We start from the raw sequence: 15,862 nt of genomic DNA, 5'->3' as shown, positions 1-15,862 counted from the left end.
TAAAAAATAGTTAGGGTCAATCGCTTTTAGATCGAGTGCGCAAGATTAATGATTTTATGATTTGAAATCTTATTTTTTTTATCGACCAGAGACGATTTCAATTGATTCGGTATTTTCCGTCTGAATCGTGTTAGACATCGATAGAATTTCGAAGCTTGAAAAGAACCGCATCGTTTTTTCGAATTTCATCAATCAAAGGTGGAATTAAGGATCGGTTTTTAAGGACGGATCTTGATATTCTGTTGCGAAATCGGATTGAATCCTCATTCTTGTGCATCGAAAGACTTTTTATTTATGATCATTCGGAGACTTTAGAACTATGTTTTATACGGAACTCAATTCTAAAATTGATTATTCAAGAGATGGGCTCAGATGGAACGCCTGGGGCGCTTATGGCCAGGATTTTTTCAGAGTGGGACAGATGCAGGAAATTCTTGCGTTTCTCTCAGACGAACTTCGTATCTCCGAAATTCGAAAGACTCCTCCGACCTCTTTGGAAGAAATTACACTTCCGAAATCCTCCTTTACTCAGACTCAGATTCGAGAATTGAGTAAGATTAGCGGGGTCAAACATTTCTCCGTAGAAAGAAGAGAAAGAATTTTCCATTCCGCGGGAAGAAGTTATTACGACGTTCTAAGGCTTTCGTTCAACACTCTCAAAAACTTCGTAGACGGAGTCATCTATCCAAGTAAGGAATCCGAAGTTTTTAAAATTTTAGAATATTGTTCTAAAAACAATATCACCGTAATTCCATACGGAGGCGGCTCCTCCGTCGTGGGAGGATTGGAAGTTGTCAAAGGTAAGGGACAAAAAAGCGCACTTTCCTTGGATATGACTCGGATGAATTCTTTTTTATCTCTCGACGAAGAAAGTCATCTTGCTACGTTCCAAGCGGGAATTTATGGGCCAAAACTCGAAGAATCTTTAAACGACAAAGGATTTACTCTCGGTCATTTTCCGCAGTCTTTCGAATATTCTACGTTAGGCGGTTGGATAGCCGCGCGAAGTGCTGGACAACAATCCAATCGTTACGGAAAGATCGAAGAGATTCTCACCTGTTTAAAGATCGTCACTCCTTCGGGCGTCGTCGAGACGCTTAGAGAACCCGCCTCTTCCACCGGTCCGGATCTAAATCAAATTTTTGCGGGAAGCGAAGGTTTGCTTGGAATTATTACCGAAGCAACGATCAAGGTCCACAAACTCCCGGAAACGAGAAAGTATTTCGGAATCGTGTTTCCAAATTTTGCGACCGGAGTCGAATTCATCCGGGAAATCAATCATAGAAAGATCCCTACTTCCATGATCCGTCTTTCCGATAAAAACGAAACCCGTCTTTATCAAACGTTAGGCGCTCTTGGTAAGAAAACGACTCCTCTTCGATGGATCAAGAATCGGATTCAAAATCAGGTTCTCCAATGGAAATCTCTCGGCAAAGACAAATGTGTGGTTCTTCTCGGACTCGACGGATGTAAGGAAAACGTTTCCCAAAATTTTTCCAAAATCAAACCGATCATCGACAAATATCGCGGTCTTTATGCGGGAACGCGTTTGGGAGAACAATGGATTCATTCCAGATACAACATGCCCTTCTTACGCAATCACTTGATGGAAAACGGAATCGGGGTGGATACGATGGAAACTTCCACGACCTATGATCGGGTTTTGCATCTTCACAAAGAAGGAATCGCTTCTTTGGAAAAATCGATCCCCGGCGGAATCGCGATGTGTCATATTTCTCACAGCTATCACGAAGGCGCTTGTCTCTACTACACGATCATCTTTCCGATGGATGAGAAAAAACCTGCAGACCAGTGGTTCAAAATGAAACGAATGATTTCGGAAACATTCTTTCAAAACGGGGCTCCGATTTCTCACCACCACGGTGTCGGTTTCGATCATAAGACTTGGTATGAAAAGGCGACTTCCAAACCTGCCTTACTCGGACTGAGAGCCTTCAAAAAGGAAGTCGATAAAAAGGAAATCCTGAATCCGGGAAAGGTGTTTCACTGAGGGGGGGTCTTTAGAGAAATTTGTAGGAGTTCCCACAGAAACCGTCTCCTTGACGGTCTTTAAGCTTTTATGCGATTTTTCTCATCATTTAAAAACGTAGGAGTTCCCACATTTTTGTGAAACTAAAGTCTCACCTCCTAGGGTCGTTCGATAGGTTTTGGGACAAGCTCTTAATAGATTCTTTTCGATACTCACGAACAAAATGAGAAAACCGATAAAAATAGGAAAATGAATCCAATGCCGAAAAAATCCGAAACGTTTTGGGACAAACTCTTAGTTATTCTCGCAGTAATGCTGCTCACTTGGGAACTGAGAGCAGATGGTTTTAGAGGAGAACATGCAGAATTGTTCAATACTGTGAGATGGGGAACCCTTCAAGAACTCAAATCTCTTGTAGCTCAGGGGAAAAATATCCATGGCATTCTGAAAGACTCTGGCTATTACTCTGGGCGGACTTTATTACACTCAGCTTGCGGACGGGAAGGGCTGGACGTAATCGAGTATCTTGTATCGAAAGGACTCGACGTCAATGCCCAGGATGACAATGGAGTGACCCCACTTATGATAGCCGCTCACGCTGGCTCCTCAGAGAAGGTTCAGTACTTGTTATCTAAGGGAGCCGATCCTTTCGCTAAAAATAAATCTGGAGAGACTCTACTATACTATGCTGCAGGTGGCGGGCTCGATTGGTTCGTAGAAGATTTGATCGCTGCAAAAATAGATCCCAATGCGAGTACTCAAACCGGATGGACGCCGTTACATTCTGCAGCGGGATCTGGAAATAAGAATGTCGTCGAAATTCTGATGAGCAAGGGAGCAAACCCGAATGCGAGTACTCAAACCGGATGGACGCCGTTACATTCTGCAGTGTCATCTGGAAATAAGAATGTCGTCGAAATTCTGATGGGCAAGGGGGCAGACGTCAAAGCCAAAACGAATCGAGGCTACACTCTGATTCATCTTGCAATTGAGCGTCATTATACTGATTTAGTTCAATTTCTCATTCAAAACGGAGGGGATGTAAATGCCAAGTGGCTAGATTATGAGAGGGCTCCACTTCATCTCGCGGTTAAAGAAAATCAGCCGCAAATCGTTCTGCTCCTCCTAACACATGGTGCTTTGCCTAATATTCACTATTCCGGATGGGGAAAAGTAACTCCATTGCACATTGCCGTCGGATTCAACTTTGTAGAATGTGCGAAAATACTTCTGGAACATGGAGCCGATCCAAATATCAAAGATGGCCTTCATAAGGAAAGCTCGGCTGAATTGGCAAAAAGAATGGGGCATATGTCGGATCTCTTCAAAAATAAGTAACTGAAATTCAAAAAATCGAAATTTACGAAAAAGAAATCGCAAGGATCCAATCAAAACCCTGATTGACATTCAAACAAAACTCAATTCGAAAAATTGAATTCTTAAAATAACGTGAGTTCGGCGGTTGAAAATGCGAAAACAATTATTATGTTACGATTCGTAGAGAGCCGTAACCTAACCCTACAAATTAAGAAGGCTTTTGGGATAATAAGGATCAAAAACTGATATTTTTCAAGTGTTCCGACAAGAATGATAATTTTTACTTGCAAAAAGTATGATTTTCTGATAGAGAAAAGTCTCCCGAGTCTTTCCGCCCCACCACCCAAAAATCAGGTGGGGTAAGTTTCACAGAGGATTTGTCGGAATTCCGACAGATTTATCTTCGGATCTAAGTATTTGTGGGGTTGGTTATGTTAGAGAACAACACTTTAGTTTCTTATTCGTCCAAACTTTCAACCGTCGAACTCACGTTAATTTATTGAAATACTGGTCTTCTTCTTTCCAAGATGGACCTCATACCTTCCTGGCCGTTTTTGGAAAATACCGCTTCCGAAATAAGTTTGACGTCTCTTTCCGAATTGTGTTCCGCGAAAAATCGAATCGGATCGCGTAAGGATACCTTAATTCCGATCACAGAACCGATCGCCATGTCCTTAAACGGATCGCAGTATTTGCGGGCGCGCGCCATCAAATCTTCCGAGGAAGAAGCGATTTCGTCGATGAGACCGATTTGTAATGCCTCCTCCGCTTTTAACCCTTTTCCCGAATATAAAAGATCCCGAGCTTTTGCGATCCCTATGATTTCTTTGAGCATAAAACCTGGAACCGCGGGAAAATTGATTCCGATTTGAGATTCTGGAAAACCGATCCTTCCTTTTTTTTCGACCATGATTCTATAATCGGAAAAAATCGCAAGTACCGCTCCCAATCCCATAGCGTGCCCGTTCATAGCGCAAATTACGGGTCTTTCTAAAAATAGATATTTAGAAGCCGTATCCAAAGCAAGACGCATAACGTCTTGGATTTCCTCCGAGGTTTTTCCGACAAAAATTTCCGGATTAAAACCGTTCGAGAAAAACTTTTCGTTTTTGGAAGTCAAAATGACTGCTTTGATTGTCGAATCCTTGTTAATCGCGTCTAACTTCGCGGAAATCGTTTTGAAAAAATCCCCATTTAATGAGTTTACTTCGTTGGTTTCGATGTATAGTTCAAGAATATGATCGTTTCTAATTTCGGAAAGCATCTTTACTCCTATTGTTTTCAATTGAATTCGAATTCTTTCCCGAGCTCCGAAAAAAAGAATTCAACGGTTCGATCTTGGATTCTTCCAAATTGATGAATGAAAGAATGTTGTAAACCTTGATCTTTGTCATTTAAAACCGAAATTTAGAATCCGGAATCGTTTCGGAAAGAGCGATTTTTTTCATTTTAATTTCTATCTTATTCTGATCCAGATTTGTTTTCGGTTCAACGATTCTTGTGATCGTGATTTTCGGCGGAAAAGAAACCGTTCCTTGAACTTTCGTAATCGCCTTGAGATTGCTCTTTTTGGAGAGAAGTTCCACGGAGCTGATTCCAAAATCCGTCATCCAGAATGTGATATCTTCTCCCGGTTTTTTAACGAGGATCGCCCTTTCGGAAAGATTCACAAAAGTCGGATCGGTTCCGGCGAGGCCGGAACTGTTGTTGGATAAAAGAGAGTATAAAACTGGAAATGGAATCGTGGATTGTTTTTTACCGCTCGGATCTTTAAAAAGAATGTCCCCCATCGGAAAAATCTGAGTCCCGCCGTTTGCCGTTTTGATATGAATCGAGTTCCCATCCGTATATACTTTGGAAACGATCATTCCGAAAAAAGGATCGGAAAGTTCGATGTACATTTTTCCGGAAGGTTTATCGTAAAGGATTTTTCCATTTGCGGAAAAACTTTCCTTTTTCGGAATAAAGTTTTCGATCCGCATCGAAAATTCGCCCGAGTAAGAAGAATTTTTCGTTTCTAAATCTCGGACAGATTTTAAAACGCGGGAGGCTTCTGGATTTTTAGAAGAAAGGAATTTCAGATTTCCTTTATCCGGAAAGGAAATTTCTTCGATTCGAGCCGCGGCACATTTGCCAAGAATCAAAATAAACATTAGAATATTAAAATATACTTTAAATTTCATGACCGATCGAATCTTCTCTTTTTATTTATTAGAGTTGTTGAAAAATTAATTCTCATTTGTTTTTGTTTCATTGAAATGGCGATTCAAGGGGTTGTTCATATCGACTATTGAATTTTTCAACAACTCTATTGTTTCGATTTTCCCGAACTTTCGGGAGAACCAGTTGGTATTTTTTTTTGGATTCTGGAAATGTCTTCCTTCTTCTTGAAAAGTTTGAGACTTTTTTCCCAATAAGCGATAGCGTTTGCGAATTGGTTTTTTTCCTTATAAACGTCACCAATATGTTCTAAAATGACCGGGTCTTCTTCTCCTTTGTCTTTTAGAATCTGGTACGCAAGTTGTAGATGCAGGAGCGCTTCGTCATGATTTCCCAGTTTGAAAAAAATCCAACCCAGACTGTCCTGATACGCTTCGTTATCCGGCGCGAGCTCAACGGCTCTTTGAACGAGCAGGAGAGATTCGTTCAAGCGGATTCCTTTTTCGGAAAGATAATACCCCAAATAGTTATAAGCGATCGGATTTCCAGGATCGATCTCGATGAATTTTTTCAGATCCTTTTCCATGAGTTCCTGTTGTTCTAGTTTTTCATGAACGGAAGCCCTATAGAAGTAATAGGCGCCGTTTCCTGGATCGATCTCGATTGCAGCATTCAATTCTTCTAATGCTTCTTTATGCTTTTCCTGGGAAGCCAAAACGATTCCAAGCAAGTATCTCGCATAGGCCATTTCCGGATAAGCTTGAAGAACTTTGCGAATAATAGCCTCGGCTTCCTCTTGTTTTCCGGGGGGATTTGCCCTGAGTAGATACGCAAGATGCAACTGAAATTTGAGTTTTTCTTCCTCTTTATGCGCGTTTTCAACCGCCTTTCTGGACATCAAGATTGCACGATATACATAGCCGGATTGTTCGTGACAGGAGGCGAGAAAATCATAAATCTCCGCGTCGCTCCATTCGGAAGTTTTATTCGGAATCGCCAACGCTTTTTGTGCAGTCCTTTCCGCGAGTTCGAACTGTTGCATTCCGAACACGAGTTCCGAAACTTCTCTAAGTTCTCTTAGATACGAGGAGATATTCTTTTCTTTTTCATACACATCCAACATCGCCAAACGAACCGCCAAACGACCCGGAAATTTTTCTTTTATGGGAAGAAGCAATTTCTTCGCTTCCGAGTATTTCCCAAGAAAAACGAGATAAAGACCTTCCAAAACGCTTTCTTTCGGAATTTTGGAATTCTGATTGAGAATATTAAAATATTCGAATGCGGCCGCCCTACTCTCTATGAAATACATTTCCGCCAGTAGATGTTCCACCGAGGAAAGGTTTTTTTTCGTTTTTATAATTTTGTTCAGTTCCTTTCTCGCGGAGGAGAACTTACCTAGTTGATTCCAGGTTTTGGCGAGAGTCAGTCTTGCAGAAATATCTCCGGGATTTCGATGCAGATAAGAGCTTAAAAAATAGAGCGCTTTTTTAAATTGACCGCTCGCGAAATACATTTCACCCAAAGACTTATCTACAAACGATCTGTATTTCTGATTTCCTTCCCGATTTCGAATCGAATCGCTGAGCGATGTCAGATACAAAATCGCTTTCGGATAGTTTTTAAGTTCTTGATTGAGAGAGCCCAAGAGATAAAGAAAATCGGAATCGTCCGAAAAACGACTCAGATTTGTTTCCAGATAGTCACTCGCCTTTTGGAATTCTCCCAAACGAATGAGAATTCTGACCTTTAAAAGATAACCGTCTCTGAAATTGGGATCGGAAAAAATGACCGCATCCGCTTCCTTCTCAGCTTTTTCGAATTGCCCCAGAAAAAAGTGGACGTTCGCTTTGGCCGCTCTGGACACGGGAGAAACTTGTCTTTTGAGAGCTACTGAACAACGAATGTATCGATCGTAATATTCCACGGAATCTTCGTAAACTTTTCTAGATTTTTCTTGAGAAGGAATTTTCGAGGCTTCCGCCTGCCGTTCAAACGCAAGAGAAAGAAAAAACTCCGGAGCGACTAACGATCCCGAATATTCGCATTCGGATTGAGAAAAAATCGAAATCGGAAAAAAGAAGAATAGAAAAGTCAAATACCAAGGGAAAACGGAATAGATATAAGAAAGTCGACTCTGTATGATTTTATTATTTGCTTGATTCATTCGGGTAACAGAACAGATTTGAAAAGAATGTTCCGTTTGTTAGGAACCATCCCGTTCATAAGTCCGGAATTTCATTTTGTAGTCAATCCATTCAGGAGTCGAATCAATTTTCCAATGCCGGAGAGCTCGAAACTTTGTTAACTTACATTCGAGAAAATAGGAAGTACATACTGTTCCTGCTTTTTGTCTGGGTGATCGCGGCCGTATGGATTCTTCCCAATCGATACAAATTATTGAGTAAACTCGCCCTGATGATTCAACCTCCCGGCTATGATCCCAAAATTGCGGGAGAATTTATCGAAAAGGGGGACTCGATTTTACAACAGAAAGTCGCTTATCAAGATTTAGGAGAAAGAATTCCCGATTTGGAAATAATGCGGGAAGCCTGTCTTTATTATTATTCTTTGAGTGAAAGGGATAGCGTTTTATACAGACCGGCTTGGACGGACTCCATGTCGATTTGGAGATTTAAAGATGCCGGAATGGATGGAGAATCGGATGGGAAAAAACTTTCTTCCAAAATTAAATCCAGAAATCCGATTACGGGGAGTTTTAATCCGGGAGAGTATTGGAAGGCTGTTTCTCCGAACGTACTCGAAGCGTTGGACTATTACAAAAGGGCTCTGAATTTTTCAGGACCCGACTTGAGCGTTCCCAAAAAAATCGAAAAAGCCGCCTTAGCCGTTTGTCGCTCTGAAGAAGTTCTTCTTGCATACGCGGACTATATTCGAAACACCGAGGAGACGGTTCGACTTAGGATGGAAAATACGAAAAAATCAAAATCGTTTTTCTCCTGTAATCAAGTCGAAAATCAACCCAACGTACTCACTGAAAAGCAAAATCAGATGAGAATTTGGTCTCAGATCAAGTCCAATTCTTTCGTGATCGATCCGGAAAGAAATTTGAAAGTCAGCGCAAATGATTTTAAAAAGGCTCTCAATCTTCTCGCATTCGGGATTTATAAAACGGGACTTAATTCGATCTCTCCTTTGGAAGCGGACGGGATTTTAGAAAAGTTGCTTTTTTTTTCCGATCCCGGCACGGTAGAGTATGACGAATTACTAATGAAGAGGGGAATGCTCAATTATCAACTAGGGAAAAGAGATCCTTCTTTTTTGAACAAAGCGATCTTTTATTTTAGCGAGGTTTCCAAATCGAACCTCTTAGAAAAAGGTTCCGTTTTTGAATCCAGACTGATGATTGCGCGCGCAGAGATTCGCAGAGGACAATTTGACAGCGCTTTGTCGGAATTACAACAACTCGAAACGACACTGTATACGATTGATAAGTCCTATCTAGTCACTGGCAGTGGAAGAAGCGATCTTATGGAAGATCGTAAAAAACTCCTCAGATACGTTCTCAGAAAAAAAGGAAGATACGAAGAAGCGGACGAACTTTATGTCGAAGAAGATTCGTTATTTTGATTATAACGCGACCCATCCTCCGTTTCAAGACGTTCTCTTAGAAGTTCAAAAGGATTACTTTTCCGACTTTTATAATCCGTCGGGCTCTACCCGATTTTCGCTGGCTAGACAGGGAAAAATAGAATCCGCTCGAAAAACTTTGGAGGAATACACGGGTAAACCCGCAAAGGAATTCGTTTTTTCTTCCACAGGAACCGAAGCGAATCACCTACTCGCACACGCAATTCGAGGAAAATTTTCCGGTTCCGTGATTGTATCCTCTTTGGAACATTCTTCCATGTATTCCGCGTTGGAGTTCGCGGGTTTTGATTTTAGAAAAATTCGTTCGACTCGAAATGGAACCGTAGACATCGCTCATATTGAAACATTGTTAAACGAAGAAGCCGCCCCGATTTTCGTTCTTCACGTCACCAACGAATCGGGAGTCATTCAACCGATCGAAGCGATTTCCTCTCTTGCAAAGAAATTCTCCGTTCCTTTTTTTTCCGACCTGATGCAATCCTTCGGTAAAGTAGAAATTCCTTTTGCGTTGTTCGACGGATTTACCTTTTCCGGTCATAAAATCGGGGCGGGAATGGGCGCTTCCGGAACTTGGATCCGCTCCGACTTGGTTTCCGATAAGGAATTTGCGATCTTTCACGGAGGAAATCAGGAGAACAATCATAGGGCGGGAACGGAAAATTCCCCTTCTATATTAGCTCTTTCTAAAGTACTAAAACATAGGTTTCCGGAACAAAAACAAAAAAACAAAATCCTAAAAAATTTTCAAATCCAAATCGAAACTGTCCTGGAAGAATGCGGTTGCAAACTGATCGGAAAAGAAATGTCTCGAATTCCTACGACCTCTTTTTGTATTCTTCCGACTGACGACGTGGATTTTTTTATGATGGGAATGGAAGAAGCGGGTTTTGTGGTTTCCACCGGATCCTCCTGTAAGTCCAGATCCAGAGAACCGGCCTCTTCTCTTTTATCCATGGGTTATTCTAAGGAAGAAGCATTACGCGCCATTCGAATTTCCACCGGTTGGTTTACTACGGAGGAAGAAGTGAAAGAACTTTGCGTTCAGATCCGGAACGTTTTACGCGCTTTAAAGAACGATTCCTAAACAAATTCGTTTCAAAACGTTTGTTAAAAAATTACCAAATCTCTTTTCGTTTTTTATCGAATACAAGCTCCAGGTGCAACATGACACGAACTTTCATACATTCTATTTTTCTAATATTATTTTGTTTGATGAATTTTGATTGCGGAATCGCTCTTACCGCCGAAGCGACCCTAAAACTTCCTCCGAAAACAAAGACGGAAATTCTTCGAGTCAATTTACTCTATGGCGAAACGAACCGTATGCACGGAATCAACTTAGGAATCGTCAATTCCATCACAGAAAGATTGATCGGAGCGCAATTGGGAATTGTAAACGGCGCGGAAGAAGGCACAGGAATTCAAATCGGCGCGATCAATAATGCGAAGCCTTCCTTCGTCCTTTTGAAAATCGGAATTTTTAATTTGAACTTCTTTTTAACGTGAGCCGGTCGTAAGAAAGTTTGGGCGAATAAGAAACTAAAGTGTTGCTCTCTAACATAACCACCCGGAGATACACAAGAAAGCATTGAACGGCGAATTAAGGGAGATCTTGCTCTTTCGATCGGTGTTGCTAATCTTGCAAGCGGTAGAGTGAATGTTGGATTATTCAACTACGGCTACGGGCTCAACGCAGGATTGGTCAATTGGAACGCAGGGTATTCCGGCATTTCGATAGGCGCGGTCAACATCGGTGAAAAGGAGAATTTTCAAATCGGAATTCTAAACTTTTGTAAGGAAGGATTACTTCCGTTCATGGTCGTCGTAAACTATTGTCTACCGACTCCGATCAAAAATCCGACCGCAAACGAAAATCCATCCGATCCGGAAACGCAATAAATTTTTTCCAATCGAAACCGAATCCTTGAAAAACCTCTTTTTAAAAAGTTTGAAACCAAATAATATTGACAACGAATTTTCGTCGCGTTAAATTATATCAGCGTTTTAACTCGAATTATGAAAAACAAAATCAATCCTATCGTTTATCTCTTCTTCCTTCTATTCTGGATCGCGACGACTAACTGCGGTTTTGCGCTGACCCCCCGAATCACGACTCGGATTCCTCCCAAAACGGAAACCGAAGTGTTCCGATTGAATCTTCTCTACGGAGAACTCAAAAATCTTGCCGGACTCAACGTAGGAATCTTCAATATGGTAGATCGAATGATCGGAGGCCAAATCGGGATCGTAAACTATTCTCCTAAAAAAACGTATGGAGCGCAAGTCGCCGTAGTCAATATCGCGAGCGATAAAGGAGCCGGAATCCAAGCGGGAATCGTGAACTATTCCGAAGGGGATTCCAGAGGGCTTCAGGCGGGAATCGTCAACATCGGAAATAAAAGAACCGGATTTGATCTAACGATCGGCGCCGGAAATTATGACACCAAGGGTTTGATGATCGGGGCCTTCAACTTCTATTCAACCGGAGTCAACATAGGAATCCTAAATGAAAAAGCGAGCGGCTTCAACCTGGGGGCATTGAACATCAAAGGCGGCGGAGTCAACGTGGGCATTCTAAACGGAGGAACCGGAGTTCATATCGGTTTGATCAACGCTTCGGGCGAAAAGGAAACGGACGAGCCGACGATACAGTTCGGATTTCTCAATTTCTGCGGAAAGGGAACTTTTCCCGTCATGATCGGATTCAACTATTGTAAATAACCATGAAACATAAATATTTCCTAATATTACAAAACGCTTTTTCCTTTTTCGGATTCTCACTTTTACTTTTGAGCTGCGGTGTCACCGGATTCACCGGCGAACATACCGTTGTTCGTGTTCCCGTAAAAACGGAAACGGAAGTCTTTCACGCAAACTTGCTCCACGGAGAAGTGAAAAACTTATACGGAATCAACTTAGGAATCGTCAATGTAATCAAAGAAAGATTGATCGGTCTACAAGTCGGAGGCGCCAATTACTCCGAAGGAAAAACATACGCCGCACAAGTGGGTTTGGTCTCTAACGCAGCGAAAAAAGGCGGCTTTACCGTTCAAGCCGGAGTCGCCAACAATGTGGAAGGCGGCGGCGCCGGATTGCAAGTCGGCCTTTATAATAGAGGCGAAAACAAAGGCGTCTATATTACAGCCGGCGCTTACAATAAAAGCGGCAGCGGAGCCAACATCGGTCTCATTAACTACGAAGGCCTAGGCGTAAACGTGGGTGTATATAACTACGGATACGGAGTCAACGTCGGCGCTGTCAATTCCGGAAAAGGACTCAGTATCGGGGCGTTGAACATAGGAGAAGACGGAAATTTACAAATCGGAATTCTCAACTTTTGCACGGAAGGCCCCTTTCCTATCATGATCGTTCTGAATTATTGTTCGAAACCTGCGGAAACAAAAGTAGAACTCCCGGAACAGAGCAGAAAAAAGACTCCTCGAAATAATTGAAACACATTCAAACATTTTAAAATATGAATCTATCTCGAAAGACACGTCTATGATTTTTGCTACGACAAAAAAATTCCAAACGTAGCAAATCCATCCGACGTCGAATACAACAAGATCGGCAATCGTTTGATTAAAAATGGAATCAAATACAGAATGAAGAAATTCGTTTTTTATGCCCTCTTTCTTTTTATCGTTCTCATATCGCTCTTTGACTGCGGCGTCGCTTTGACTCCTAAATTGACCGCGAAGCTTCCACCGGAAACCGAAACGGAAGTTTTAAGATTTAACGTATTTCATGGAGAAATTGAAAATCTTTACGGTCTCAACCTAGGAATCGTCAATATCATCAAAGATCGCTTGATTGGCGCTCAGATCGGACTTTTAAACTCGGCCGATTCCAAAAACAGAAAAAAGAACATCGGACTCCAGGTTGGAATCTTGAATAACAGCGATAGTAATTATTACGGCCTAAAACTCGGCATCTTCAACGTTGAAATTTTCAGACTGGGCGATTCGATGCCCGGATCAGAGGTGGAGAAAGATAGGGAAAAAATCGGAGCTGTGTTGTCCATCGGTTTATTCAACGCCACTCAAGGATTCGTCAACGTAGGAATATTCAGTGGCGGAAGCGTATTCAATTTAGGAATCGTAAACTTCGGCGCGTCTGGCTTCAATCTAGGAATCGTCAATTTTGGAGAAGAGAGACAATTTCAAATCGGATTCTTAAACGTTTGTCCAAAAAACAGAGTCGTTCGCTTTATGCTCATCGCAAATTATTGCACAAGTTTTTAGATCAAACCAAAATCCATAGAAATAAATTCATTAAAATGAATATTTTAAAATTAGAATAAATTTATGAAGAAAAAAATTCAACTCATCCTTCTCTTGTTATTTTGTTGGTTCTTCCACAGCTGCGGCGTCGCTTTGACTCCGAAGGCCACGGTAAAAGTTCCGCCCGACACGGAAACGGAAGTTTTAAGATTTAACGTATTTCATGGAGAAATTGAAAATCTTTACGGTCTCAACCTAGGAATCGTCAATATCATCAAAGATCGCTTGATTGGCGTTCAGATCGGACTTTTAAACTCGGCCGATTCCAAAAGCAGAAAAAAGAACATCGGACTCCAGGTTGGAATCTTGAATAACAGCGATAGCAATTATTACGGCCTAAAACTCGGTCTCTTCAATCAATCCGAAGGAGGGTTCACGATCCAAACCGGAGCAGTGAATCAGGTTGAAAACGAAGGCAAGGGTAACGGCGGAATTCAACTCGGCTTTTACAATGAAGTAACTCTCAAACAATCCGGCAATCAAATCATGGGCGACGGTACCTACTTCACAGCTGGTGTCTATAACTACGGAGGCGGAGGCGTGAAGATAGGACTTTTCAATAGCAGCCCGAGAGGAATTGGTTTGAGTGTAGGCGCGATCAATACCGGCAAAGACGGCAACTTTCTAATCGGAATCCTGAACTTCTGTGAGCATGGTTTTCCCTCCGTAATGATTGGTTTCAATTATTGTTGGAACCTAAGTTTTATGAGATGATCCCAAAAAAGAAACATTCCATTTTTCAAATATTAAGGTAGCGACTGATAGATTTTCTCCGCATAACGATCGGTCATACCCGCCACATAATCGCTGATCACGCGGTACAAAGATTCCTCTTCGATTCTTTCTTTGTAAGTATCCGGAACTTTTTCAGGATGTTTTAAAAAATAATCGAATAAGGATTCTATGATTTTTTTTCCATAGTCGCTCATACGAACCAAATCCTCGTGGCGATAAAGTTTTTCGTACAAAAAGAATTTGAGTTCCCTGAATTTGGAATCGACTTCTTTCGAAAAAGAAGCGATTCGAATTCCCTGTTTCCATAGACGAATCAAATCTTCCGTGGACTCCACCCGATTCTTTTCCAACTGATGGAAGATATTGCGGATCAGATCGGAAACCATGGAATTGGTAAGAGTGCGAATCGTCGTTCGGACTAAAATTTTTTCACCCGCGTCTTTGTATTGGGATTTGCAATTTTCGTAGACTTCTTTCCAAAAGGGATTTTCGGATAAATCACCGAGATGCAGGTAACCCATCTCCCAACCGTCTTCAATATCGTGACTCGTGTAGGCGATTTCATCCGAAAGGTCCGCGATCATTCCTTCTAAAGAAGGACCGCTTTCTTTTCTTTCCAAAAGCATCATGGAAGGATCATAATCGGTACCGTGTTTCATCAAACCTTTCAAAGTTTCCCTACATAAGTTCAGTCCCGGAAAATTCGGATATTTCTTTTCGATTGAAGTTACAATTCGAAGAGATTGTTTGTTGTGTTCAAAACCGCCATGGTCTTTCATAAGACTAGATAAAATTTCTTGACCCGCATGACCAAAAGGAGTGTGACCTAAATCGTGAGCCAAAGCGATAGATTCGGAAAGATGAGAATTCAGTCCGAGCGCGCTTGCGATCGTCCTGGAAAGACCGGCAACTTCGAGAGTATGTGTCATTCGATTTCGGTAATTCTCTCCGACAGAAAAGATAAACACTTGAGTTTTATATTGAAGACGTTTAAACGCACTGGAATGCAGAATCCTGTCTCTGTCCCTTTGAAACGGAAGACGGTAAGAATGCTCTTCTTCTTCGTAAAATCGTCCCCCATTGTTTGTACTGGAAATCGCGTAAGGAGCAAGTCCCGCAATTTCTTTTTGGATCAAATCATTTCTGGAAAAATACACGTTTTACAAAATTTCGGAACTTTACTTAGAAGTCCGCTTACTTTTTTTGTTTTGTTTACTGCTATTTTAAACGAGACGTTTTTTACTGTCCTGAAATCCTAAATTCACAAGGCATTTACTGAAAGAAATGGAATTTTTAAATATTCTGGTTAGTATTTTCTCGGAATACGGATACATTGCCGTCTTTTTAGCGCTCATTCTTTGTGGTTTCGGACTTCCGGTTCCCGAAGACATTTCCTTGGTTTCCGGAGGAGTAATCGCAGGATTCGGCAAAGCGGACCCGCATTTTATGTTTCTCGTAGGAATGGCTGGGGTTCTCATCGGAGACGGTTCCGTTTTTTTAATCGGGAGGATTTACGGAGTACGAGTTCTTCAGATTCCAATGATTTCAAGGATCGTTACTCCCGAACGTTTTGCAAAGGTTCAGGATAAAATTTCTCGCTACGGAAACTGGGTCACTTTTATGGCTCGCTTTATGCCGGGTCTCAGAATGCCGATTTATCTCACGGCCGGGACCTCGGATCGAATTTCATTCTATCGTTTTGTAACCCTTGATTTTCTCGCCGCAATCATTTCGGTTCCGGTTTGGGTTTATTTGGGATACTTCG

At 41.6% G+C, this 15,862-nt stretch carries 15 protein-coding genes (1 of these 15 running past the window's edge); 11 read left to right on the top strand and 4 right to left on the bottom strand.

Features of this window, described 5'->3' with window-relative positions:
• Window positions 1–319 precede the first annotated feature (319 nt).
• On the top strand, window positions 320–2,011 hold the full coding sequence (locus FHG67_RS12045) for an FAD-binding oxidoreductase (protein WP_142499800.1): 1,692 nt from the start codon (window positions 320–322) through the stop codon (window positions 2,009–2,011).
• Window positions 2,012–2,248: 237 nt separating this feature from the next.
• On the top strand, window positions 2,249–3,328 hold the full coding sequence (locus tag FHG67_RS12040; RefSeq protein ID WP_142499920.1) for an ankyrin repeat domain-containing protein: 1,080 nt from the start codon (window positions 2,249–2,251) through the stop codon (window positions 3,326–3,328).
• A 475-nt stretch (window positions 3,329–3,803) separates the two neighbouring features.
• Here the strand turns inward: FHG67_RS12040 and FHG67_RS12035 are convergent, their stop codons facing one another.
• The 3 genes from FHG67_RS12035 to FHG67_RS12025 all read right to left on the bottom strand — a co-directional run bounded on the left by FHG67_RS12035 (window position 3,804) and on the right by FHG67_RS12025 (window position 7,634).
• Window positions 3,804–4,571, bottom strand: a complete 768-nt coding sequence (locus FHG67_RS12035) for an enoyl-CoA hydratase/isomerase family protein (protein WP_004498467.1) — start codon at window positions 4,569–4,571, stop codon at window positions 3,804–3,806.
• 130 nt (window positions 4,572–4,701) lie between these two features.
• Window positions 4,702–5,490: a LolA family protein gene (locus FHG67_RS12030; RefSeq protein ID WP_061218850.1), complete on the bottom strand. Its 789-nt coding sequence runs from the start codon at window positions 5,488–5,490 to the stop codon at window positions 4,702–4,704.
• A gap of 125 nt (window positions 5,491–5,615) precedes the next feature.
• Window positions 5,616–7,634, bottom strand: coding sequence for a tetratricopeptide repeat protein (locus tag FHG67_RS12025; protein ID WP_142499799.1), 2,019 nt, complete (start codon window positions 7,632–7,634; stop codon window positions 5,616–5,618).
• Window positions 7,635–7,768: 134 nt separating this feature from the next.
• Between FHG67_RS12025 and FHG67_RS12020 the strand changes: the two genes are divergently transcribed.
• The 8 genes from FHG67_RS12020 to FHG67_RS11985 all read left to right on the top strand — a co-directional run bounded on the left by FHG67_RS12020 (window position 7,769) and on the right by FHG67_RS11985 (window position 14,076).
• Entirely contained in the window at window positions 7,769–9,058 is a 1,290-nt protein-coding gene (locus FHG67_RS12020) for a hypothetical protein (protein ID WP_142499798.1), read from the top strand.
• Window positions 9,033–10,163, top strand: coding sequence for a cysteine desulfurase family protein (locus tag FHG67_RS12015; RefSeq protein ID WP_142499797.1), 1,131 nt, complete (start codon window positions 9,033–9,035; stop codon window positions 10,161–10,163). Before FHG67_RS12020 ends, FHG67_RS12015 begins: the two co-directional genes overlap by 26 nt.
• 128 nt (window positions 10,164–10,291) lie before the next feature.
• Window positions 10,292–10,585 (top strand): LA_2272/LA_2273 family lipoprotein, encoded by a 294-nt coding sequence (locus FHG67_RS12010; RefSeq protein ID WP_244947465.1) that lies wholly within the window; start codon window positions 10,292–10,294, stop codon window positions 10,583–10,585.
• Between the two features lie 147 nt (window positions 10,586–10,732).
• Window positions 10,733–10,978: a hypothetical protein gene (locus tag FHG67_RS12005; RefSeq protein WP_232423617.1), complete on the top strand. Its 246-nt coding sequence runs from the start codon at window positions 10,733–10,735 to the stop codon at window positions 10,976–10,978.
• Window positions 10,979–11,095: 117 nt separating this feature from the next.
• Window positions 11,096–11,800, top strand: a complete 705-nt coding sequence (locus FHG67_RS12000) for an LA_2272/LA_2273 family lipoprotein (RefSeq protein WP_004501314.1) — start codon at window positions 11,096–11,098, stop codon at window positions 11,798–11,800.
• A gap of 2 nt (window positions 11,801–11,802) precedes the next feature.
• Window positions 11,803–12,531 carry an LA_2272/LA_2273 family lipoprotein gene (locus tag FHG67_RS11995; protein ID WP_004498489.1) on the top strand — a complete coding sequence of 243 codons (729 nt, stop codon included), beginning with the start codon at window positions 11,803–11,805 and terminating at the stop codon, window positions 12,529–12,531.
• 153 nt (window positions 12,532–12,684) lie between these two features.
• A complete protein-coding gene (locus FHG67_RS11990) occupies window positions 12,685–13,323 on the top strand; it encodes an LA_2272/LA_2273 family lipoprotein (protein WP_036075267.1) in 639 nt (212 codons plus the stop codon).
• 63 nt (window positions 13,324–13,386) lie between these two features.
• Entirely contained in the window at window positions 13,387–14,076 is a 690-nt protein-coding gene (locus tag FHG67_RS11985; RefSeq protein ID WP_004498445.1) for an LA_2272/LA_2273 family lipoprotein, read from the top strand.
• A gap of 32 nt (window positions 14,077–14,108) precedes the next feature.
• On the opposite strand, the gene FHG67_RS11980 is transcribed toward FHG67_RS11985, so the two are convergent.
• Window positions 14,109–15,254 (bottom strand): deoxyguanosinetriphosphate triphosphohydrolase, encoded by a 1,146-nt coding sequence (locus FHG67_RS11980; RefSeq protein ID WP_172616500.1) that lies wholly within the window; start codon window positions 15,252–15,254, stop codon window positions 14,109–14,111.
• A gap of 127 nt (window positions 15,255–15,381) precedes the next feature.
• Here FHG67_RS11980 and FHG67_RS11975 point away from each other — a divergent pair, with 127 nt between their 5' ends.
• On the top strand, window positions 15,382–15,862 hold the 5' portion of the coding sequence (locus FHG67_RS11975) for a DedA family protein (RefSeq protein WP_016758643.1). 125 nt of this gene lie beyond the right edge of the window; 481 of the gene's 606 nt are visible here — the first part of the coding sequence; its start codon is at window positions 15,382–15,384; its stop codon lies off the right edge, out of view.

Origin of the sequence: Leptospira weilii (genome assembly GCF_006874765.1) — a bacterium.
Lineage (GTDB): Bacteria > Spirochaetota > Leptospiria > Leptospirales > Leptospiraceae > Leptospira > Leptospira weilii.
Note: the sequence above shows the minus strand (reverse complement) of the source record. Positions and strands in the feature narration are given on the sequence as shown.